We start from the raw sequence: 23,177 nt of genomic DNA, 5'->3' as shown, positions 1-23,177 counted from the left end.
CAGGTCTCCTTTACTCGATGATGTCGCCGCGCAGCAGGTATTTGCACAGTGCAGCGGTGCTGACGAAGCCCAGCATGGCGATCAGCAGTGCACCTTCGAAATAGAGTGCAGACCCCTTGTACAGGCCGAATAGCAGGATCAGACCGATGCTGTTGATATACAGGGTGTCGAGCGCAAGAATACGGTCGGAAAGATCCGGCCCGGTCAGCAGCCGGACCAGGTTCATCACCAGGGCGATGCAGATCATCACGCTGACGATGGTGATGGTCATGCTCAGCATCCGAAAATCTCCTTTAACGGCGCTTCGTAACGGGACTTGATCTGTTCGATCAGCGCGGTTTCGTCCTCAAGGTGGAGTGCATGAACATAGAGCCAGCGCTGGTTTTCGCTGACCTCCGCACTGACTGTACCGGGGGTCAGCGAGATGGTGCTGGCCAGCAGGGTGATCGGCAGTGAACCTTCAAGATCCAGAGGCACCGCCACGAAAGCCGGGTTCAAGCGGCGATTCGGCCCGAGAACCCGCATCGCGACCTCGAAGTTAGCGACGAGGATGTCATACATCACCATCAAGGTGTAACGCACCGCCAGACCGTGACGCAGAACCCTGGGTTGCGACGCCTGCATTGGAGCAACCAGAAGCGGAATTACCCAGGCGAGGAAGGCGCCCAGCAGAATCTGGCCAGGGGCAACTGAATTGTTCAGCAGCAGCCAGACGATAAACAGGATAAAGCTCTGCGCTGGCATAGGTATCCAGCGGTTGCGTTTTTGCAGCTTCATGATTTACCTCCCGGGCGCAGCAGAGGTTCGAGATCGGAGCTCATGCCGTGAAGCTGGATCGCCGCCTGTTCGGTGAAATCGCTTACCGGGCCGCCGAAGATTACCAGCAGTGGTGAGGTGGCCAGCAACAGGTAGACCGCTACCAGTTTGATTTTCGGGGTGCGTTCGCAGGCATCTGGCTCACGGCTGATATTCCAGAACAGTGATGTGCCTGCTCTTGAGAGGGCAATCAGTGCAGCCAGCCCGCCGATCAGCACGGCCGGGTAGATCCAGACGGCTTCGGCATTCATATCGGCAGCCTTCAGAATCAGTGCCTTACCGACGAAGCCCGAGAATGGTGGCAGGCCGGCAATTGCCAAGGCGCCGATGAAAAAGGCGATACCCAGAGGCACGGGTTGACACATCTGACGGGCCGTGACGAATCGATCTTCCGCCTTGCCGCGTTGATGGAAGATCAGATCCGCAATCAGGAACAGCGCGCCGCAGACCAGTGTCGAGTGAATCAGGTAGTACAGCAGTGCGCCTGTGGCTTCAACGCGAGACATGGCTACAGCCGCGAGAAGGGTGCCGATGGAGAGGATAACCAACTGGGCGATCAACTGGCGCAGGCTGGTCGCGGCGAGGATACCCAGGCTACCGATAATCAGCGTCAGAATCGACAGGGGCCAGAGCCAGGGTTGCGCAATCTGGGCCAGGCCGCCTGCATCCTCGCCGAAGACTACGGTGAACACACGCAGAATGCTGTAGATGCCCACCTTGGTCAGTATTGCGAACAGGGCGGCCACCGGAGCGCTGGCGCTGGCATAGGTGCGCGGTAGCCAGAACTGCAGTGGCAGCATGGCCGATTTGAGGCCAAACACCACCAGCAGCATCAGTGCGCCAGTCTTGGCGATCAGCTGCTCGGAGGGTTCCAGATGAGGAACTTTCTGCGCCATATCGGCGATATTCAGGGTACCGAGGGTGCCGTACAGAATCCCCAGCGCAAACAGGAATATCGACGATCCCGCCAGGTTCAATATGACGTAATGCACGCTGGCGCGGGTCTTCTGCTTGCCGCCAGCATGAATCAGCAGGGCGTAGGAGGAGATCAGCAGCACCTCGAAGAAGACGAACAGGTTGAAAATATCGCCGGTCAGGAAAGCGCCGTTGATGCCCATCATCTGGAACATGAACAGCGGGTGGAAGTACATGCCGCGCTTGTCATCACCGCCGCAGGCGTAAAGCATGGCGCCAAAACCAAGCACCGCGGTAAGCAGCAGCATCAGCGTGGACAGCCTGTCAGCGACCAGAACGATACCGAACGGTGGCTGCCAGTCGCCCAGCACATACAGCTGGATCTCGCCGCTGGCGGACAGCGCAAGCAAACGTATCGAAACCAGCAGCACTGCGCCGAGCGCAGCCAGCGACAGAATCCGCTGGCGCCAGTTATCGCGACAGACCGGTGGCAGCAGCATCAGTATCCCGCTGAGCAGCGGGATGATGATGGGAAGGATCGCCAGGTGCTCCATTCAGTTTTTCTCCTTCTGCGGCGATTCTTCGTTGCTGACCGGCAGGCGGCCATCCACATGGTCGTTGCCCATATCGGCGCGGGCGCGCATGGCCAGGATGACCGTGAATGCGGTCATGGCGAAGCCGATAACGATGGCGGTCAGCACCAGTGCCTGGGGCAGGGGGTCGGCGTACTGGGTGGCGCTGTCCTGAAGAACCGCTGCATCCTCGGTACTGAGGCGGCCGCTGGCAAACAGGAACAGGTTCACTGCATAGGAGAGCAGTGTCAGCCCGATAACCACCGGAAAGGTGCGTCCGCGCAGTGTCAGAAAGATCCCGCAGGTGGTCAGAATACCGACGCAGAGTGCGTAAACCATCTCCATATCAGGATTCCTCCTCTTTATGCATGGGGCGCTCGGTGGTGGTCAGCTTACCGAGGTTCGCCAGGATCAGCAGGGTGGCGCCGATAACCGTCAGATAGACACCCAGGTCGAACAGCATGGCGCTGGCCAGTTCGAATTCACCGATCACCGGCAGGTGGAAGTGATCGAACCAGGAGGTCAGGAACGGTTGGCCGGCAAGCCAGCTACCCATGCCTGTGAGAGTAGCGATCAACAGGCCGGACCCAATCAGCCATTGGTAATTCAGTTTCAGGCGGTTCTTGATGAACTCAACGCCATTAGCCACGTATTGCTGGATGATCGCCACGGAGGTGATCAGGCCGGCGATAAAGCCACCGCCCGGCATGTTGTGGCCCCGCAGGAAGATGTACACCGACACCAGCAGAGCCAGCGGCAGCAGCAGCTGGGATACCACGGCGAGGATCATCGGGTAGCGATCAGATGACCAGGGGCGGCCGCGTTCGTCACCCGAGGGCATAAACAGACGCATACGGTTGATTAGTTTGAAAATACCTAGTGCGGCGATACCGAGCACGGTGATCTCGCCCAGCGTATCGAAGCCTCGGAAGTCCACCAGGATGACGTTGACCACGTTAGTGCCGCCGCCGCCGGTTTTGCTGTTGGCGACAAAGAAGTCCGATATTGTCGAATGAGGCCGCGTCATCAGGGCGTAGCAGAGCGTACCAACCACGCCGCCGATCATGGCGGAAACGCCCAGGTCACGCATTACCCGGTGCGGGCTCGATTCCTTCGGCGTTTTCTGTGGCAGGAAGAAGAGAGCCAGCATCAGCAGGATGATGGTCACGACCTCTACCGAGAGCTGCGTCAAGGCCAGGTCTGGAGCAGAGAAGCGTGCAAACGCTATGGATACGATCAAGCCGACAATCGACAGCGTGAGCAGTGCGATCATACGCTTGCGATGCCAGATCACCGTGGCAAATGCACCAAGGATCAGCAGGACGGCACCGGTGATCACCACGCCATCAGCCGGGATCGTCTGGCGGAACCCCGCGGTATCGCTCAACTGCATCATCGGCCGGGCAAGCAGCATAATGGTGAAACTGAACATCAACAGCAGGTAACGCTGTAGCGAACCGTTCTCCAGCCAGCCATAAATGCGCTGACAGACTGCCATGAGCCGCTTCATCGCATGCTCGAACACCTCTTTGGCGTCCGATTCCGGGAACTGGGCGTGGAACTGGAACAGTACCTTGCGGTTGGAGTAGATAATCAACCCGCCAACAAATGCCACGATACTCATGGTCAGCGGCAGGTTGAAGCCGTGCCAGATCGCCAGGCTGTAGTCCGGCACTATGCCCTGCAGAACCGCTGCGGAGGCGCTGTGCAGCAGGCCACCGATTACATAGCCGGGAATCACACCCACCAGCAGGCAGAGTGCTACCAGTATCTCGACAGGCAGCTTCATATAGCGCGGTGGCTCATGGGGAGTGCGTGGCAGATCGATCGGCTCGCCGTTGAAGAAGACGTCATGGATAAAGCGCAGTGAATAGGCCACGGAGAACACGCCGCCGCAGGTCGCCAATACCGGAATAATCCACGACAGGGAGCCCAGTGAGCTCTGATGCAGCGTTTCGGAGAAGAACATCTCCTTGGACAGGAATCCGTTCAACAGCGGAACACCTGCCATGGCAGAGGCGGCAACCATCGCCAGCGTGGCGGTATAGGGCATGTACTTCCACAGCCCGTTGAGCTTGCGCATATCGCGGGAGCCGGACTCGTGGTCGATAATCCCCGCCGCCATAAACAGCGATGCCTTGAAGGTGGCGTGGTTGATGATATGGAAAATCGCCGCCACGGCCGCCAGCTTGGTATCCATGCCGAGCAGCAGGGTGATTAACCCCAGATGGCTGATGGTCGAGTAAGCCAGCAGTCCCTTGAGATCGTGTTTGAACAGGGCGAAATAGGCGCCCAGCAGCAGGGTTGCAAGACCGGTCAGGCTGACGATGAGGAACCACATATCGGTGCCGGATAGCACCGGGTAAAAACGCGCCATCAGGAAGATGCCGGCTTTAACCATGGTCGCAGAGTGCAGGTAAGCACTGACCGGCGTCGGCGCAGCCATGGCGTGGGGTAGCCAGAAATGGAACGGGAACTGGGCCGATTTGGTGAACGCACCCAGCAGCACCAGCACCAGAATAACAGGGTAAAGCTCGGAACTGCGGATCTTCCAGGCGTGGTCGAGTACCACTGAAAGATCGAAGCTGCCGACCAGGTTGCCGATCAGCAATACGCCGGCCAGCAGGCAGAGTCCGCCGGCACCGGTGACCGTAAGTGCCATGCGTGCGCCACGACGGGCTTCCTGCTTGTTGGACCAGAAACTGATCAGTAGGAAGGAGCTGATGCTTGTCAGCTCCCAGAAAACCCACAACTGCAGAATATTGTTCGATAGAACGATGCCGACCATCGCAGTCATAAACAGGATCAGGTAGCTGTAAAAGCGCCCCATGGAATCCTTGGAGGACAGGTAATAGCGAGCATACAGGATGATCAGCAGACCAATGCCGAGGATCAGCAGCGCAAACAGCAGAGCGAGCCCGTCCAGTCGGAACGATAGCTCCAGGCCCAGCGCGGGAATCCAGGGCAGGGAAGAGAAGTGAGTTTGCCCGGAGAGGATATCAGGCGCGTGATTCAGAACGATTAACAGCGCAGCAGCGGGAAGGATGGCTGTCATCCAGGCGCAGGCTGTCCGGCCAAAACGCTCGGAAAACAGCGGCACCAGGGTGCCTAGTAAGGGCAGCAGTGGTACCCAGATCAGGTTCATGGCAGGGGATAACTCCTGTCAGTTGAGCCAATGAATCTCGCCATCATGGCAAAGCATTACTGAGCGTTCGGGAAATCTCCGTTCCATGAACGCAACGCGTATTTATAACGACTTAGGACGATATAGTCTAATGAAACCGGAATTGATCCGGTCGATTTCCGGTGGCATTGACGCCCCGTCGCGATAGCCCATCCTGGTTAAGGATCATCGCCGTGCCGGCCCAACCGGCGCGAGGTCGCGCCTCCTGCCGCCACGCCTTATTATCCCCGAATCGATCCCAGATCCATCGACAGTCGCTGCCACTTGCCAAGTAGCTCAAGCAAAACAAACGCCCTTTGTTCACCATCGTATTGTACAAAGACGGCATTCAGCCCCTTGAACGGACCTTCGGCGATTTCGATCTTCTGTTGAGATTTCAGAACCTGCTCCGGCTCCTTGTCAGAGCGCAGCTTACTACGCAGCGCCTCGATCACAGCCCCCGGAACAACTGCGGGCTTGTTTCCGAAGGTGATCACGCGGGCTACTCCACGTGTGGAACGGATCGGGCGCCAGTTGCTGTCCATTTCCGAGAGCCAGATAAAAAGATATCCGGGGAAGAGGGGCTCCTCTTCGGTGACCCGCTTACCACGCTTGATCTTTTCGATGCTGATCCAGGGCACGAACAGATCAAAACCCTGATTTTCCAGTTCTTGCTGAGCGCGAGCCGTCTGGCCCGGCTTGGCCTGCACGACATACCAGTTATAGCCCGACATCAACTATCCAATCTCTAATGCATAAAAGTCTATTATAAGGTGCTGGGGAGCATGGCTAAAGTTCTGTAGAATCCCGGTAACCAGGTTGAATGCATGGAATGCATAGCCAAGTTGTTGATATGAAAATGATACTCATTTGTTTGAAGGTCCCGTGTGGTTTCCGGGGGCGGATGCAAAGCTGAGTTTTAGGGTTTGAGGAACGCCCGATTTTTCAACCTTTGGGCGGTAGCGTGGCAAATCTCGGTATCAATGAGGTTTAGACTACAGCGTTTTGATTTCTGGCTGAAAAGGCCGGGTTGTTTAAGTAAACGCCGCGCTGTGGCGTTTACAAGGTAAGGGTTGATCAGGTTGAAGTATCTTGTCACGGGGGCTGCCGGGTTTATTGGCAGTTATACGGCTAAACGCCTGCTTGAGGCGGGACATGAGGTTGTTGGGCTGGACAGCCTGAACAGCTATTACGATCCTGGATTGAAAGCTTACCGTTTGAGTTGGCTGAAGCCATACGATCAGTTCCGATTCGTGAAGATGGATCTGGCGGACCGTGCCGGTATAGCCGGTCTATTTGCTGCCGAAAAATTTGATCGTGTCATACATCTGGCCGCCCAGGCTGGCGTCCGGCACTCGTTGAAAGCTCCCTTTGACTATGTAGACAGTAACCTGGTCGGAATGATGACCATCCTGGAAGGCTGTCGTCATCATCCGGTTGATCACCTGGTCTATGCCTCCTCGAGCTCGGTATACGGCGCCAATGAGAAGGTCCCTTTCAGCGAGGACGATTGGGTTGATAACCCGGTGTCACTCTATGCCGCGACGAAGAAGGCGAACGAGTTAATGGCTCACTCCTACTCGTCACTTTATGGCATCCCGACCACGGGGCTGCGTTTCTTTACCGTATACGGTCCCGCAGGAAGGCCCGATATGGCGCCCTGGCTCTTTGCCGAAGCGATCATGAGGGGGGAGCCCATCAATGTATTTAACGAAGGCCGCATGCTGAGGGACTTTACCTTCATTGATGACATTGTAGAGGGCGTAATACGTATTCAGGATGTCCGGCCTCAAGGAATAACCCCCTACGCACTGTTTAATATCGGTAACAACCAGCCCATAGAGCTTGCGAGGTTTATAAGGGCCGTTGAGTCGGCTTGCGGTATTGAGGCCGAGAAAATATACCTGCCGATGCAACCGGGCGATGTCCCAAGAACTTTTGCCGATACCAGGCGTCTTGAAGAGGCGGTGGGCTATAAGCCGTCGATGAACATCGAGGACGGCATGAATCAATTTGTAAACTGGTACAAAGAGTACAGGAGCGCGTCTCAGTGAAAATTGCAGTAGCGGGAACTGGCTACGTCGGGCTTTCAAATGCGGTGTTGTTGGCACAGCACAACGAGGTCGTAGCTCTGGATATCGTGCAGGAGAAGGTTGACCTGATCAATGCGCGCAAATCACCGATTGAGGACAGGGAGATCGAAACCTTCCTGGCTGAGCGCGAACTGGATTTGCTGGCGACTACGGATAAAGCTGCCGCTTTCAGTGGAGCTGATTATGTGGTTATCGCAACGCCAACCGATTACGACCCCGAAACGAATTATTTCAACACCGGCAGTGTAGAGTCTGTGATACGGGATGTGATGGCAATCAACCCTGAAGCGGTAATGGTTATTAAATCTACAGTGCCGGTCGGTTACACCAAAGAAGCCTGCGAGCGGTTCGGTGCGAGCAACTTGATTTTCTCGCCGGAGTTTCTGCGGGAAGGCAAGGCACTGTATGACAATCTGCACCCGTCACGCATTGTCGTAGGTGAGCGGAGCGCCCGAGCGGAAAAATTCGCAGAGCTGCTCAAGCAGGGCGCTATCAAGGAAAATATTCCTGTGCTTTTCACCGAGAGCACGGAAGCGGAAGCGATCAAGCTCTTTGCGAACACCTACCTGGCGATGCGTGTCGCCTACTTCAATGAGCTGGATTCCTACGCAGCCACTCACGGTCTGGATACCCGTCAGATCATCGATGGTGTTTCCCTTGATCCGCGTATCGGTAGCCACTACAACAACCCGAGTTTTGGTTACGGCGGCTATTGCCTGCCGAAGGATACCAAGCAGCTGTTGGCAAACTACGCGGATGTACCCAGCAACATGATCCGCGCTGTCGTCGATGCGAACTCCACCCGCAAAGACTTTATTGCAAATAGCGTTCTTGCCAAGGGGCCAAAGGTCGTTGGCATTTATCGCCTGGTGATGAAGTCCGGCTCCGATAACTTCCGTGCATCTGCTATTCAGGGCGTGATGAAGCGTATCAAGGCAAAAGGGATTGAGGTGGTGGTGTACGAGCCTGTTCTTGAACAGGCGGAGTTCTTTCATTCCCGCGTGATCGATAACCTGGAAGAGTTCAAGCAGGTGAGTGACGTGATTATCGCGAACCGGCGTGCCGATGATCTTAGTGATGTGATCGATAAGGTCTATACGCGAGATCTTTTTGGTAACGATTAAGTATTTAATCAATAAGGTTTATTTCAGAAGGGTAGGAGCTTAATGGGAATTAACTGCTCCAGCCTTTCTGTATATGAACAGAAGAAGCTCATTACGGCACTGGTAGCGTTTTTATTGCGGGAGAAACCTTGGTGACCCAGCGCTAAAACCTTGATACTCCTGAGTTTCTGCCACTTTGAATGAGTTTTCTTGTCCAGTTTGAACCAGTATTCCACTAAGGGCGTTGGGTGAAGAGTAAGTTAGCCTGGGTTTTTGCCGGAAACTTTCTGCCATTGTTGGCGGGTCTCTATGCTATTCCCTTAATGGTGACCCAGTTTGGCAACGAACTTTTTGGTTTTCTCACTATCCTCTGGATGTTTATTGGGTATTTCACCCTGTTCGATCTTGGTATTGGACGTGCGCTGACCCAAAGCATCGCCCGGGCACGGGCTGCTGGCGATGAAAATGAGGTCGACCAGCTGTACTCAACGGGTATGGCTGTTGTGCTAGTGGCCGGCTTTGTCGCTGGCTGTCTGGTTCTGCTCAGCGCGAGTTATCTGAGCCGCAACGTATTTAACATAGCCGCGGATCTGGTCGATACTGCTCAGGCTGCGCTGCAAGTGACCGGGCTGGCAGTCGCTTTTACCGTCTGGGCAACGGGATTACGTGGCGTGCTTGAAGGGTTTGAGAAGTTCAAGCTGGTTTCAATTGGGAGGATCCCTCTGGGTATATGGATGTTTCTGGGGCCTCTATTGTTTTTTCATCTCTTCGGCAATTTTTTCTATGCCGTTGTCTCGTTGGTATTCGCCAGGGTATTGCTTTGTTTGTACTACTGGTCAGGCGTAAGAAAGCTCGTCTCTTTTTCCTATCTTTCGGTATCCAAACAGAATATTTATCGCTTGCTAGGTTTTGGCGGGTGGATGACGCTATCCAACACTATCAGTCCGGTGATGGTGTATTTCGATCGTTTTATCATCGGTTCGATGATATCCATGGCGGTTGTTTCGTTTTATACCGTACCCTATGAAATGGCGACAAAATTACTTCTCGTACCTGCTTCCATTGGCGCGGTTATGTTTCCAAGAATCAGTGCGCTGATTCATGATAAAAATAAAAATGAAATTATAAGGCTGCAGAAATACTCGTATATCGCTAATTTTCTTCTTGTTCTTCCAGTAATTGTTGGTGTTTATTTTTTTGGTGAGTATTTTTTGAATCTTTGGGTGGGACAGGAATATCAGGAAAAAAGCTATGTTATATTCCTGATTATTCTTTGTGGCGTTCTAGTGAACTCCATGGGAAGTGTCCCCTATAATATCCTGCAGGCGGCGGGGAAATCTAAGGTGACAGCGTTGCTTCATCTTGCGGAAGTGCCATTCTATCTGGTCGCCATATTTATTGTGATTGAAAAAGGTTTCGGATTAGAAGGGGTGGCTGTCGTTTGGGCCCTGAGATGCTTGATAGATTGGTTGTTGTTGGAGTTTCTTAAATATTCACGCCTGGAGTTCTGGAAATGAATTATTTTTATTCAAGGCCAGGATTTGCCTTCTTTATGGGGTTTGTATTTCCATATCTGCTTACAAAAATAGAGTTTGTTTACACTGTTGGTAATATTTCTGAGAAAACTGAAAGCTTGATTTTGATTGCTGTACTGGCTTTTTTTGTGGGTTTAGTAAGCTGCTATCTTCTTTGGTTGCTGAAAAACTGTTTTTTTCGGACCAAATCGGTTCCGGTGAGTCAGGTAAGATTGGTACATAGGCCTATACTATTGTGGGGGCTTTTTTCATGGTTTTTTCTAGCCTGTGCTTGCTTGTTCTATGAATTTTATCTGCTTGGTGGTATTCCGATTCTGTCGAAAGATGTTGAGTCATTAAGATTTAGCATGCAAGTTAATGGCTATGTGCATCTGTTGGCGATTTCTCTTGGCATAGTTTCTAGCCTGCTCATTGTGACTGCATCGTTTGATCAAGGTCTTGTCAGAATTCAAGTCTTTCTGGTCGGTTTGTTTGGTTTCTTTTTACTATCGCTCACCGGAAATCGATCTGATTTTATGTTGATGCTTGCGATACTGTGCATATTTTTTGTGCTTAATCGTGATCGAATGATAAGCCTTAAATGGACAATTGCTGGGTGTGTTTTTATATCTGCATTTGTACTGATGAAATTTTATAGAGAGATCGCTTTTGGTGTCGATTATATGGGGATGATCGATGAGCAGCTTATCGGAGAGCCTTCTGCGATAAAATATGCTGTTTATCCTCTCTATCTAACCTTGACCTATGGGTTTATGGTTTTTGATTGGTTGGTGGAGGCGGGTCTGGATGGGCTCGAAGGGGGGCGGTATACGTTTTATGCCTTTTACTCCCTATTGCCTGGGCATCAAATGGATTTCGGTACTTATAAAAATCAAATGTTGGGTATTGATTTTTATGCGGAGCTGACGTCTACATTTGTGTCTAATTTCTATGTTGATTTTGGCGCTTTTGGCGTTTTCTTGGGTAGCTTTTCTTTGGCGGTACTGCTTGGGGCCGTGTACCGGAAGGCAAAAATGGATCGCCGATTTACACTTCTATACTCAATTTTATATTTATATACTCTAATATTTTTCTATGTTTATATATATGTTTATTTTATATCGTTTGTTGCGATCGGAGCCTTTGCTTTTTATTGCGTGTTTTTCCTTAGGCGTAGCGTCCCCGATGAAGCCTCGTATGCCGAGAACTGATATTTAATGGCTCAGTCAAAGCTGGGAGTGGTTCGTGTAGTACCGGGTTTTTGGACTAAGAGGGCTGTATGAGGTTTTTGCTGTTATACAAAGGTGACTATGGTGCCGCCCTGAGGGGGCCCGAGATGCGTTATGCCGCCCTTGCGCGTGAATTGGTGAAATTGAACCATGACGTTTCGTTGTGCGGTCGCTCAGGAGATAGCCTGGGAGTCCCGGAGAACGTGGGTTTTGTACCGGTTGCGAACCTTTGGCTACTGATTAAAAGCCTTCTGAAAGCCGATGTTATTGTCCTTCACGGTGGCGGGCCAATAGTGCTATTGCTGGCTATGCTGTCGGGGCTTCTGGGCAAGCGTGTCGTTCTTGATGGTTACGTACCTCACTGGATAGAACTCGATGAAGTGATTCGGAATACTGGCGGCCCTTTATCGCTCAAACTGTTGATCAAAGCATACTTTAACGTGGCTCGTAGCCTGTTGGGTGCATCAGTATTCAACCTTGTTATCGTCGCCAACAAACGCCAGCTGGACCTGTTCCGGGGGATAGCCGCCCCGTTTTTCCTGACCCATGAGTTTTCCCGCATAAAGGTGATTCCTTTTGGGTGTAGCGAACATCTGGGTTGGTCAAAAGAGAGTGGCCGGAAGCGATTGGCGGAACTGGGAGGCACCCTGATCACCGATGACGATTTTTTGATCGGCTGGTTAGGGGGTACCTATGGCTGGTTCGATCTGGGCGCGGTGCTCGCTGAAGTATCAAAGGCGATTGGCAGAAATAAGCGACTTAAAATTGTGTTCTTTGGTGTCGATGAAAAGCGACGGCAGGAGTTGCTCGCCTTCGTCGACCCTGAATATAGAGAAAATATTCTTTTTCTACCTTGGGTGGATTTTTCCCAGCGCTTCGAATTTTGGAGTGGCTTCGATATCTCCCTTGTCTGGGGAGGGGAGGGGTATGAAAACGACTACGCTTCCAGGACTCGAAATTTTGACTGTCTTACCCTGGGGCTGCCTATTGTCCAAAACAGGGACGATGAGTGGGGACGCCGGCTAGATCAGTCGAAAGCAGGGGTTGTTGCTCTCCAGTCGGAATTGTCTGCAACGCTTCTGAGGTTGAGTCAGTCTCCAGAGCAGGTTGCAAATATGCGCCGTTGTATGTCTGAATTGGCCCCGGATTTTTACTGGGCTCGTTTTGCCAGTAAATTAATTGGCTATGTGGACGAGTCGCCAATGTCATTTGCCCGCAGATTGTTTGGAATACTGGGTTTCTGTCTCGTATTACCATCAATTTTAGTTTTCTTCGTGTTTGGGTTTTTTACGACTCTATTTAAGAGAAAAATAGATTGATGGATTTAAAGCTTAATATTCTAGGTATTCGTGGAGTACCTGCGCAGCATGGAGGCTTCGAGTCATTTGCTGAAAAACTCTCACTTTTTCTAGTCGAAAAGGGGTGGGATGTGACGGTTTACTGTCAGGAAGAAGGTGACGGTAATCTGTCTGAGAGTTATTGGCAGGGTGTGCGCCGTATCCATATTCCGGTAAGTCGTTCCGGAGCAGCAGGCACCATTATTTTTGATTGGAAAGCAACCAGACATGCGCTTTCAAGAGATGGCCTGTTTCTTACGCTGGGCTATAACACAGCCATTTTCAACCTTTTGCAACGGGTAAAGGGGCAGGTGAATGTCATCAATATGGATGGCATTGAATGGAAACGGGACAAGTGGGGCTGGGTCGCGAAAACCTGGTTCTGGCTAAACGAGCGTGCGGGGTGCTGGATCGGCAATCACTTGGTCGCCGACCATCCAAAAATCAAGGCGCATCTTGAAACGCGAGTGAGCGGTCGCAAAATTACTATGATTCCTTACGGCGGTGATGAGGTCGTAGAAGGGGATTCCGAGCAGTTAAAAACCTTCGGGATCGAGCCGGAATGTTTCTCTGTGATCATTGCGCGTCCGGAGCCGGAAAACTCGTTTCTGGAAATGGTACGCGCTTTCAGCCGAAAGCCGCGTGCGCACAAACTGGTTGTGCTTGGTAACTTTCGGCCAGAGGGTAACTCGTATCATCGGGACGTCATGGCGGCGGCCAGTGACGAAGTTATTTTCCCCGGGGCAATTTATGAACCGGCAGTGGTTCGAGCTTTACGGTTTTATTCCGCGTTCTATCTGCATGGTCATCGTGTAGGGGGGACAAACCCATCGCTGGTTGAGGCACTGGGTGCCGGCTCTGCGGTCATTGCGCAGGACAATCATTTCAATCGCTGGGTTGCAGGAGAGGGCGCCGCCTATTTCAAAGATGAGGATGAGTGTGCCGTGCTATTTGAGCGCCTGTTGCCAGATACCGAGACGAAAAATCTGATGAAGAGTGCCAGTCGCAAACGCTTTGTCGAGCGGTTTACTTGGCAACAGATCCTTACAGAGTATGAAGAGTTGCTGGTTTCCTGGCATCCGGAAAACTGAGGGCAGTTTAGGCATTATGAGAATTTTAGTAACCGGTGGTGCAGGTTTTATCGGCTCGGCCGTTGTGCGGCACTTGATTGAAAATACCGACAGCCAGGTAGCTTGCCTGGATAAACTTACCTACGCAGGCAACCTTGAGTCTCTTAGCGGAGTGACCGATTCCTCCAGGTACCGGTTCGATCAAGTTGATATCTGCGATGCTGCAGGGCTGGATCGTGTTTTTGCCGAGTTCAAACCGACCCATGTGATGCACCTGGCCGCTGAAAGCCATGTGGATCGTTCCATTGACGGTCCGGCAGCGTTTATCGAGACCAATGTGGTCGGTACCTATACACTGCTGGAGGCAACACGGCGGTTTTGGTCCGGGCTGGGCAATGATGAAAAGGCAGGGTTTCGTTTCCACCACATTTCCACCGATGAAGTTTACGGTGATCTGGAAGGTACAGATGATCTGTTCACCGAGACGACCTCTTACGAGCCGAGTTCGCCATATTCTGCTTCCAAGGCAAGTTCTGATCACCTGGTGCGCGCTTGGCAACGTACTTATGGCCTGCCCACGCTGGTAACCAACTGCTCCAACAACTACGGGCCTTATCATTTCCCGGAGAAGCTGATACCTCACATGATACTCAATGCGCTCTCCGGTAAGCCGTTGCCGGTGTATGGTGATGGCAATCAGATTCGCGACTGGCTCTATGTGGAGGACCACGCTCGTGCTCTGGTGAAGGTAGCCACAGAAGGTGCGGTTGGTGAGACCTACAATATTGGTGGCCACAACGAGAAACGTAACCTTGAGGTTGTAGAAACCATCTGCGATTTGCTGCAGGAAATGGTCGCGCCGGGGACTTTTGCATCTACTGACTGGTCTTCAGATGAGCCGATAGCGCACTACCGTGATCTCATTACCTTTGTAAAAGACCGTCCGGGGCATGATGTACGTTACGCAATCGATGCCGGCAAGATACAGCGAGAGTTGGGCTGGGTACCGCAGGAGTCGTTCGAGAGCGGTATCCGCAAAACCGTGGAGTGGTACCTGGATAATCCGGAATGGTGGCAGCGGGTGCTCAGTGGTGAATATCAGCTAGGTCGACTGGGGGAAAAGGGATGAAGGGTATTATTCTGGCCGGAGGCTCCGGCACGCGTTTGTATCCAATTACCAAGGGCGTATCCAAACAGCTGCTTCCGATCTATGACAAGCCGATGATCTATTATCCGCTGTCGGTTTTAATGTTGGCGGGCATTCGTGAAATTCTGGTGATCTCTACCCCGGAAGATTTACCTAACTTTCAGAAGCTTCTTGGCGATGGTTCCGATTACGGTGTAGAGCTGAGTTATGCCGAACAGCCCTCGCCTGATGGGCTTGCGCAGGCGTTTATCATCGGCGAAGAGTTTATTGGTGATGACAGCGTTTGCCTGGTGCTCGGCGACAATATCTTCTATGGGCAGAGTTTTAGCCGCCAGTTGCAGGCAGCTGCGAGCCGTCCATCGGGGGCGACTGTATTTGGCTACCTCGTCAATGATCCCGAGCGTTTCGGTGTGGTCGACTTTGATGCCAACGGCAAGGCGATCTCCATCGAGGAGAAACCAGCCAAGCCGAAGTCCAACTACGCGGTGACAGGCCTTTATTTCTATGACAATGCGGTGGTTGAAATCGCCAAGCAGGTGAAACCCTCGCACCGGGGAGAGCTGGAAATCACCAGCATCAACCAGGCTTATCTGGATCGAGGCGAGCTGAACGTGGAGCTGCTTGGCCGAGGCTTTGCCTGGCTGGATACCGGAACCCACCAAAGCCTTCTTGAGGCAGCGATGTTCGTGCAGACCGTGGAGCACCGCCAGGGCCTCAAGATTGCCTGTCTTGAAGAGATCGCCTACCGCAATGGCTGGCTCTCACGTGAACGGATGCAGGCTCAGGGCCAGCAGCTCGCAAAAACGGGATACGGACAGTATCTGCTCAAGCTGGCGCAGGAGGAAAAAGCGCTATGAAAGTGATAGACACCGCATTGGCCGGGGTGAAAATCATAGAGCCCCAGGTTTTTGGTGACCATCGGGGATTTTTCAAAGAGACCTTCAGTGCCCGGCGCTATAAAGAGGAAGCAGGTATCGATCTGGCTTTTGTGCAGGATAACCACTCCCGCTCCCGTAAAGGGGTATTGCGTGGGCTGCATTTTCAGAAAACCAAGCCTCAGGGGAAATTGGTCAGTGTCACCCGGGGTGCGGTCTATGATGTGGCCGCAGACATTAATCCAGACTCGCCTACCTTTGGGCAGTATGTGGGTGTTGAGCTGAGTGAAGACAACCACCGCCAGCTTTGGGTGCCGCCAGGTTACGCCCATGGCTTCGTCGTTCTCAGCGAGACGGTGGATTTTGTCTACAAATGTACCGACTACTACGACCCCAGTGACGAAGGGGGAGTCGCCTGGAACTGCCCGCTGTTGAACATTGCCTGGCCGCTGTCGGACGTTCAGCTGTCGGAGAAGGATAGCCACTATCCCGGCTTGAAAGAGCTTTACTGAAGGATGGCCCCCATGCGTGTTTTGATTACCGGTGCCAGAGGTCAGGTAGGCCGAGAACTATTGCGCCTTGCGCCAGACGCGTTCGAGGTGATTGGGTTGGATTCGGCGAGTCTGGATATTACCCACGCGAAGGCTGTGGAGGCAAAGGTTGCAGAGCTCCAGCCGGGCTTGATTATTAATGCCGCGGCCTATACCGCGGTGGATAAGGCCGAATCCGATGCTGAGCGGGCGTGGGCAGTGAACCGGGATGGCGTCGCAAACCTGGCCTGTGCAGCCGAAAAGCTGGGTATCCCTGTCTTACATATATCCACCGACTATGTCTTCGCCGGTGATGCAGACAGCCCATACCGCGAAACGGATACAACCGGCCCGACCGGGGTGTACGGTGCCAGTAAACTGGCGGGGGAGCAGGCCCTGGCTGAAGGTTGCAGCCGCTATATCGTGTTGCGAACCAGTTGGGTTTTTGGGGCTCTGGGCAATAACTTTGTTAAAACCATGCTCCGGGTCGGAAAGGAGCGAGACACGCTCTCTGTGGTCGCGGATCAGCAGGGTGGGCCGACCTCGGCTGCCGCTATCGCAAAAGTGCTTTGGTTGTTGGCTCAGCGTCACCTTGAGCATCAGCCACTCCCCTGGGGCGTATATCACCTCAGCGGAGCGCCGGACTGCAGTTGGTTCGAGTTTGCTCAAGAGATCTTCGCGCAGGCGGAAGCATTTGGCCTGTTGACGCGTCAGCCGCAGGTTCTGGCGATCAAGACGGAGCAATATCCCACCCCGGCAAAGCGTCCCGCCTGGTCGGTTCTGGACAGTTCAAAACTGTCATCGCTTCTGGGGATGGAAATACCTCAATGGAAGGATGACTTGAAAAAAATGTTGGCTGAACTAAAACAGGGCAATGTGGAACCTGAATGAGGTTTACCGGCACTAATAGCTGAGTCGAGCCCGGTGGAAGAGTCATCAGGCCCGGTCGTCCTAAATCCAGAGGCTCTAATCTAAAGTGCCCTATTCAGCTTTCATAAATAGAAAAAACAGGTCGGCTGCAGTTGTTAGTCCTCCGACTTCATATATTTCAGGCGTTGCCGTCTTATGGGAGCCGTTGATAAATGTCTGAAGCTCCGGCGTTAGAGGTGCGTGCGTACCCCATGCATCGACTGGCGATGCTGTCTGACTGTTTCGCGGTGTTACTGGGCAGCAGCGCTGCCTATCTGCTGCGTTTCGGTACGATGCCGGTTACCGACCATTTCGTGTTGGCAACGGTCGTCATGATGCTATGTATCATCCTCGTCAACTACACGACTGAGTCATACAGTCAGTGGCGTACCACCAGCCTTCTGCGTCTATTAGTTAACCTGCTACAGAACTGGGCACTGGTCTCGCTGATCATCGCCACCCTGATCTACTTTACCGATACCTCGCAAAAGTACTCCAGGCTCTGGCTTGGTTTCTCCCTGCTCATCTCGTTTCTGCTTGCAGGGTCCGCACGTGTATCTGCCCACCTGCTGTTAAGCCACCTTCGTACCAGCGGCCGAAATCGCCGCCAGGTCTATCTGCTGGGCCCCCCGGCGACCTTGCTGAAGGTGGCGCGAAAAATGCGCAAGAACAGTAATGAAGGCTTTTCCATCGGAGGGGTGACCCGCCTCAGTGAGGCGTGTACCGATTCGTTTTTACAGAAAACAGTCGAGAAAATACGCCAGTCAGGGTGCGATGAAGTCTGGATCAGTGTGCCTCTGGATATGGGCTCGCTGGTCAAGGCGCTGATGTATGCGCTGCGTAACGAAACCATCGAGATCCGCTATATGCCAGAGCTGAGGGATATCCCCTTGCTGAATCATCGCGTCAGCTCGGTTGCGGGGATGTACTCCATCGATTTAAGTGTTACTCCGATGAGTGGTCCGGCCCGGGTTTTCAAACGGGGCGAGGACCTGCTCATCGGAGGGCTGATCATGTTGCTCATTTCGCCGCTTTGTCTGGCGATAGCTTTGGCGATCAAACTGACATCACCGGGACCGGTGCTGTTCAAACAGTATCGCACCGGTATTAACGGGTGCCGCTTCAAGGTATACAAATTCCGCTCGATGAAAGTGCATCAGGAATGCGATGGCCAGGTCACCCAGGCGACCAAGGGCGACTGTCGTATAACGCCCATTGGAGCTTTCCTGCGCCGTACTTCATTGGATGAACTGCCGCAGTTTTACAACGTGCTCCAGGGGCGCATGTCCATCGTGGGGCCGCGCCCCCATGCCCTGGCGCATAACGAGTACTACAAGGATATCGTCGAATCCTATATGCGCCGTCATAAGGTTAAGCCAGGGATCACCGGCTGGGCCCAGGTGAATGGGTACCGTGGTGAAACCGATACCCTGGAAAAGATGGAAAAGCGTGTCCAGTACGATCTTTGGTATATCGACAACTGGTCACTCTGGCTGGATCTGAAGATCATCCTGGCGACCCTGTTTAAGGGGTTTATCAACAGAAACGCCTACTGACGTTTGAACGTTCAGGCTCTCAGATCAACAGGATCTGGGAGCCGTTAGCCGATCCATCGTCAATAATCCCCGCCAATATAACCCTGCCATTGATCCAGCCCCCTGTTTTCCGCTACAAAGCGGATAGGGCGGGTGCTACCTGCTTAAAACTCCTTTACCATCTAACAGTTGTTTGAACGACCAATCATGACAAGCGCCACTGGGTTTGAGGTGTACCCGGCAACCTTCGGGCGGTAGCGTGCCGCTCACTCCGTTAGAGTGATCTAAAGGAGCGGCAAGGGGCAAAGGGATATGCCATATAAAGAGATTCAGCATTACGGCGCCCGGGATGGTGTGACCGGTTCCTGTCATCAACTGCACATCGATGATAACCACAGCCTGTTGATCGACTGCGGGCTGTTCCAGGGGGCGGAAACAGGTAACGGCAACAGCGCCAACCGTCAGGCGATCGACTTTGATATAAGCAGTGTGATGGCGCTGATCGTCACCCACGTTCATATTGATCATGTAGGGCGCATCCCCTGGTTGCTGGCCGCGGGCTTCAAGGGGCCGATCATCTGCTCCCAACCCTCGGCCAAGCTGCTGCCTCTGGTACTGGAAGATGCCTTCAGGCTGGGGATAAGTCGCGATAGCACCCAGGTTGAGCGTTACCTGGGCGAGGTCGAGTCGCGCATCGTAGCGTTGCCATACAAAGAGTGGTTTACGCTGCTTGATTCTAATGAGCGAAAGGTACAAATCAGGCTACAGCGCGCGGGACATATACTCGGTTCCGCCTATGTCGAAGTAGACTGCCAGCGGCGATCTCCGAGCCGTAAGACCGGCGCCCCCGCCGCGATTAACCAAGCCTCCACCAGAATCGTTTTCTCCGGCGACCTCGGCGCTAGCCATACACCGCTGCTCCCGGCGCCCAAACCGCCTTATCGAGCTGATGTTCTGGTGCTGGAAAGCACCTACGGTGATCGTAATCACGAAAGCCGGGCAACTCGTAAATACCGCCTCAAGGCGGCTATTGACCGCGGACTGGAAAATGGCGGTACGGTCTTGATCCCAGCCTTCAGCATAGGCCGTACCCAGGAGCTGCTCTATGAGATGGAAGATATACTCGACGGCGATCTACCCGTGATACTGGACTCGCCCTTGGCATCAAAGTTCACCGATGCCTATCGGGAGTTACAGCCGTTCTGGGATGAAGAGGCCCACGCCCGGTTGAAACAGGGCCGCAAGCCATTGGCATTTGATACTCTGCTGACCGTCGATAGCCACGATGAACACCTGAAAATGGTGCATCACCTGGCGAACTCGGGCCGCCCGGGCATCGTTATCGCCGGCAGCGGTATGTGCAATGCGGGCCGGATCATCAACTACCTGAAAGCGATGCTGAGCGATGAGCGCCATGATGTGCTGTTTGTGGGTTATCAGGCTGAGGGTACGCCCGGACGGGATATTCAAAGCTATGGACCAAAGAACGGCTACGTTGAACTCGATGGTGAGCGCTATACCATCCGTGCGAGGGTCGAAACCATCGGTGGTTATTCTGCACATGCCGATCAGCGGGGGCTGGTTAATTTTGTGAAGGGAATCAAACATGGGTCGAAGGAGGTGCGGCTGGTGCATGGGGATAAAGAACCAAGGTTGGCGCTTAAAGAAATATTAGGACGAGTGAACGACCGCATTAAAATCAGAATCTAATCTGCCTTATCTGTGAATTGGGTTGTATCGAATAACTGAAAAATTTTTCTATTCAATTATAGCTAACCAGCCACTCGATGCTCGGTAAGTAATATTTACTAATTTTAACTGAATAATATGAGTATCCGTAAAAATACTTTATATAACCTGGTTGGCTCAATAATTCCAATAGCAGTATCTCTAATTACGATACCAATATATATCAGTGTTATTGGTGAATCTCGCTATGGTATTTTGGCAATTGCATGGTTGTTACTGGGTTACTTTGGCCTTTTCGATTTGGGTTTAGGGCGCGCTACGGCTCAGCGGATTGCGATGTTATCGAGCAATAAAAGAGGTGAACGATCCGAAACGTTTTGGACCGCCCTGACAATAAATAGCATTTTTGGAGTCTTAGGTGCCGCTATTATGTGGCCAGTTGCATTGTTTTTCTTTGGCAGGCAATTATCAGTAGATGATGTACTTAAACCTGAGATTGTAAATTCTGTGTATTGGCTTGCTCTCGCGGTGCCAATTGCAACGATGTCGGGGGTATTTTCTGGTACATTACAAGGACTATCTAAGTTTCTGGAATTGAATGTAATCTCTGTATGCGGGACAGCCCTTCTTCAGATTATTCCTCTCGCTGTAGCAGTGCTCCATGGCCCTGACCTTAAATGGTTGCTCCCTGTAACGATTATTACACGTGTTTTCGTTGCTGCAATGCTTTTTCAGCGTTGTTACTCACACTTACTAAAACGACAAGGTGTTAAAGTATCAAAAGAGCTATCAGGGAAGCTCTTTCAGTTCGGAGGGTGGGTAACAGTATCGTCTGTAATCGGACCTATGATGGTTATTCTTGACAGGTTCGTAATTGGTGCACTGCTAGGTGCAAAGTATGTAACTTATTACACAGTCCCTTTCCAATTGGCGGAAAGGACAACTGTTATTCCGGTTGCTCTTTCTTCAGCTATGTTCCCACGTCTTGCTAGTAGCGGGAGTGGCGAACACGGCAGACTTCTGACAGATAAAGCACTACGATCGTTGGCTATTATTATTACTCCTTTATTTTTGTTAGGTATATTGTCTCTGGAATGGTTTTTTGAGCTTTGGGTTGGAGAAAACTTTGCCAGCAAATCTACTTTTATTGGACAAATACTTTTACTGGGGTTTTGGACTAATGCAATCGCGATGGTACCTCATGCTTTACTTCAGGCTTCTGGTAAACCGGATATAGTCGCTAAATGTCATTTGGCAGAAGTGGTTCCTTATTTCCTGCTATTATATTTTGGGTTGGAATATATTGGGATACTTGGCGCGGCTATAGCATTTTCTACGAGGGCATTTGCAGATACTATAATTCTCTTGTTTAATGCAAACATGTTAAAATCATCAGTTAAGGTCTTGGCTCTACCTGTAATGCTAATGTTTTTTTCTATGTGTTTGGTGATTTTAAACTACACATTTTGGCTTGTGGTAGGTGTGGTGTCTGCTTTGTTTTTTGTTTATATATATTGGGTATCTAAGAATATTCCAGAAGAGTTGTTGAGGTTCTTAGAACAAGTTTTTAAAAGAAAATGGTTTTTCTGAATTTCTTATATAAAATAATCTTATGAATAAAGCTGACGTGTCTATTAAATCCTGGCCAGAAGAAAATTTGGAATATGTTAAATGTTGCCCTGTCTGTGGAAATAAAAAAAGTACATTGTTATTCAATGATCTTGTAGATAATACTTTTTTTGTCGCGCCTGGATCGTGGAAATTATATCAATGCAATAGCTGTAAAAGTGGTTACCTAAACCCGCGCCCAGACAAAGCCAGTATTCATAAGGCTTATGGTGAATATTACACGCATGAAATTCTATCTGAGCAGCAGACGCACTTTGATAAGTTGAGCTTTGGACGGAAAATACTTCGTATGCTTGCAAACGGATATTATAACTATCATCACGGAACTGCGCGTAAGCCCTCTATTCGCCTTGGAGCATGGTTACTTCTCTGTTATCCAAAATTTCGAAGATCGGCAAATGCTCGCTATCGTTATCTTAAAAAGCCAAAAACCGGGCAAAGGCTATTGGACGTCGGATGTGGGAATGGAGATTTTCTTGCTATTGCGTCCGAAGCGGGTTGGATTGTTAAGGGGGTTGAGCCAGATCCTAAAGCCCTTGCCGTTGCCAAAGAACGAGGTTTTTATGTAGTTCAAGGAGGTCTTGAAGAAATAGCTTATTCTGGAGAGATATTCGATGTTATAACCATTAATCATGTAATAGAGCATGTGCATAATCCTTCGGACTTTGTGCATCTCGCATATAGCTGTCTGAAACCTGGAGGCTATTTATACATTGAAACCCCTAATATTGAAAGTAAGGGGATGCAGTTTTTTGGTAAGAGCTGGAGAGGTATAGAAGCACCGAGGCATCTAGTCCTTTTTAGTAAAAAAGGAATTGAAAATGTTATTATTAACTCTTGTTTTAAAAAGGCTATTTTTAGGTCGAGAGTTGATGTGAGAAAAGGGATGGCTCTACAAAGTTCTAGAATAGAAAAATGTGAATACGATAGTATTTCTAATAAGATTTTCTTAAGGTTTATACTTTTTTTTCACTGGCCTAGGAAAAAAAACTGTGAAGAGTTTTTGACTGTCGTAGCTGTAAAATAATCGTTGCGGTTTCCACTAATTAAT

The 23,177-nt window shown here is 51.5% G+C and carries 20 protein-coding genes; 14 read left to right on the top strand and 6 right to left on the bottom strand.

Features of this window, described 5'->3' with window-relative positions; translation table 11 throughout:
• Nucleotides 1–10: 10 nt before the first annotated feature.
• The 6 genes from C4S72_RS13220 to rfaH all read right to left on the bottom strand — a co-directional run bounded on the left by C4S72_RS13220 (nucleotide 11) and on the right by rfaH (nucleotide 6,200).
• Nucleotides 11–280 carry a K+/H+ antiporter subunit F gene (locus C4S72_RS13220; protein WP_104003616.1) on the bottom strand — a complete coding sequence of 90 codons (270 nt, stop codon included), beginning with the start codon at nucleotides 278–280 and terminating at the stop codon, nucleotides 11–13.
• Nucleotides 274–777, bottom strand: a complete 504-nt coding sequence (locus C4S72_RS13215; RefSeq protein ID WP_104003615.1) for a Na+/H+ antiporter subunit E — start codon at nucleotides 775–777, stop codon at nucleotides 274–276. The genes C4S72_RS13220 and C4S72_RS13215 overlap by 7 nt, the downstream gene beginning before the upstream one ends.
• Nucleotides 774–2,285 (bottom strand): monovalent cation/H+ antiporter subunit D, encoded by a 1,512-nt coding sequence (locus C4S72_RS13210; RefSeq protein WP_104003614.1) that lies wholly within the window; start codon nucleotides 2,283–2,285, stop codon nucleotides 774–776. The genes C4S72_RS13215 and C4S72_RS13210 overlap by 4 nt, the downstream gene beginning before the upstream one ends.
• Complete coding sequence (locus tag C4S72_RS13205) at nucleotides 2,286–2,648, bottom strand: Na+/H+ antiporter subunit C (RefSeq protein ID WP_104003613.1); 363 nt, start codon at nucleotides 2,646–2,648, stop codon at nucleotides 2,286–2,288.
• Nucleotide 2,649: 1 nt separating this feature from the next.
• Nucleotides 2,650–5,448, bottom strand: a complete 2,799-nt coding sequence (locus C4S72_RS13200; RefSeq protein ID WP_104003612.1) for a monovalent cation/H+ antiporter subunit A — start codon at nucleotides 5,446–5,448, stop codon at nucleotides 2,650–2,652.
• Nucleotides 5,449–5,708: 260 nt separating this feature from the next.
• The gene (rfaH, locus tag C4S72_RS13195; protein WP_104003611.1) at nucleotides 5,709–6,200 is read right to left on the bottom strand and encodes a transcription/translation regulatory transformer protein RfaH; all 492 of its coding nucleotides are present in this window, start codon (nucleotides 6,198–6,200) and stop codon (nucleotides 5,709–5,711) included.
• A gap of 348 nt (nucleotides 6,201–6,548) precedes the next feature.
• On the opposite strand from rfaH, the gene C4S72_RS13190 reads away from it, so the two are divergent.
• From C4S72_RS13190 to C4S72_RS13125, 14 genes are all read left to right on the top strand, one after another.
• The gene (locus C4S72_RS13190; protein ID WP_104003865.1) at nucleotides 6,549–7,520 is read left to right on the top strand and encodes an NAD-dependent epimerase; all 972 of its coding nucleotides are present in this window, start codon (nucleotides 6,549–6,551) and stop codon (nucleotides 7,518–7,520) included.
• The gene (locus C4S72_RS13185) at nucleotides 7,517–8,683 is read left to right on the top strand and encodes a nucleotide sugar dehydrogenase (protein ID WP_104003610.1); all 1,167 of its coding nucleotides are present in this window, start codon (nucleotides 7,517–7,519) and stop codon (nucleotides 8,681–8,683) included. Before C4S72_RS13190 ends, C4S72_RS13185 begins: the two co-directional genes overlap by 4 nt.
• Before the next feature lie 227 nt (nucleotides 8,684–8,910).
• Nucleotides 8,911–10,179 carry a flippase gene (locus C4S72_RS13180; protein ID WP_104003609.1) on the top strand — a complete coding sequence of 423 codons (1,269 nt, stop codon included), beginning with the start codon at nucleotides 8,911–8,913 and terminating at the stop codon, nucleotides 10,177–10,179.
• Complete coding sequence (locus C4S72_RS13175; protein WP_104003608.1) at nucleotides 10,176–11,387, top strand: O-antigen polymerase; 1,212 nt, start codon at nucleotides 10,176–10,178, stop codon at nucleotides 11,385–11,387. Before C4S72_RS13180 ends, C4S72_RS13175 begins: the two co-directional genes overlap by 4 nt.
• A 125-nt stretch (nucleotides 11,388–11,512) precedes the next feature.
• Nucleotides 11,513–12,724 carry a glycosyltransferase family protein gene (locus C4S72_RS13170; RefSeq protein ID WP_200826763.1) on the top strand — a complete coding sequence of 404 codons (1,212 nt, stop codon included), beginning with the start codon at nucleotides 11,513–11,515 and terminating at the stop codon, nucleotides 12,722–12,724.
• Nucleotides 12,724–13,833, top strand: coding sequence for a DUF1972 domain-containing protein (locus C4S72_RS13165; protein ID WP_104003607.1), 1,110 nt, complete (start codon nucleotides 12,724–12,726; stop codon nucleotides 13,831–13,833). The genes C4S72_RS13170 and C4S72_RS13165 overlap by 1 nt, the downstream gene beginning before the upstream one ends.
• 16 nt (nucleotides 13,834–13,849) lie before the next feature.
• A complete protein-coding gene (gene rfbB / locus C4S72_RS13160) occupies nucleotides 13,850–14,941 on the top strand; it encodes a dTDP-glucose 4,6-dehydratase (protein ID WP_104003606.1) in 1,092 nt (363 codons plus the stop codon).
• Nucleotides 14,938–15,816 (top strand): glucose-1-phosphate thymidylyltransferase RfbA, encoded by an 879-nt coding sequence (gene rfbA / locus C4S72_RS13155; RefSeq protein ID WP_104003605.1) that lies wholly within the window; start codon nucleotides 14,938–14,940, stop codon nucleotides 15,814–15,816. Before rfbB ends, rfbA begins: the two co-directional genes overlap by 4 nt.
• Nucleotides 15,813–16,346, top strand: coding sequence for a dTDP-4-dehydrorhamnose 3,5-epimerase (rfbC, locus tag C4S72_RS13150; protein ID WP_104003604.1), 534 nt, complete (start codon nucleotides 15,813–15,815; stop codon nucleotides 16,344–16,346). Before rfbA ends, rfbC begins: the two co-directional genes overlap by 4 nt.
• A gap of 12 nt (nucleotides 16,347–16,358) precedes the next feature.
• Nucleotides 16,359–17,255, top strand: coding sequence for a dTDP-4-dehydrorhamnose reductase (gene rfbD / locus C4S72_RS13145; RefSeq protein WP_104003603.1), 897 nt, complete (start codon nucleotides 16,359–16,361; stop codon nucleotides 17,253–17,255).
• Nucleotides 17,256–17,446: 191 nt separating this feature from the next.
• Entirely contained in the window at nucleotides 17,447–18,829 is a 1,383-nt protein-coding gene (locus C4S72_RS13140) for an undecaprenyl-phosphate glucose phosphotransferase (RefSeq protein WP_104003602.1), read from the top strand.
• A gap of 291 nt (nucleotides 18,830–19,120) precedes the next feature.
• Complete coding sequence (locus tag C4S72_RS13135) at nucleotides 19,121–20,518, top strand: MBL fold metallo-hydrolase RNA specificity domain-containing protein (RefSeq protein WP_104003601.1); 1,398 nt, start codon at nucleotides 19,121–19,123, stop codon at nucleotides 20,516–20,518.
• Nucleotides 20,519–20,635: 117 nt separating this feature from the next.
• Complete coding sequence (locus tag C4S72_RS13130) at nucleotides 20,636–22,087, top strand: flippase (protein ID WP_104003600.1); 1,452 nt, start codon at nucleotides 20,636–20,638, stop codon at nucleotides 22,085–22,087.
• A gap of 22 nt (nucleotides 22,088–22,109) precedes the next feature.
• Nucleotides 22,110–23,153 carry a class I SAM-dependent methyltransferase gene (locus tag C4S72_RS13125; protein WP_104003599.1) on the top strand — a complete coding sequence of 348 codons (1,044 nt, stop codon included), beginning with the start codon at nucleotides 22,110–22,112 and terminating at the stop codon, nucleotides 23,151–23,153.
• Nucleotides 23,154–23,177 lie beyond the last annotated feature (24 nt).

The organism is Marinobacterium lutimaris, from assembly GCF_900108065.1.
GTDB lineage: Bacteria > Pseudomonadota > Gammaproteobacteria > Pseudomonadales > Balneatricaceae > Marinobacterium_D > Marinobacterium_D lutimaris.
The sequence above is the reverse complement of the archived record's forward strand: the minus strand, read 5'-3'. Positions and strand labels throughout refer to the sequence as shown.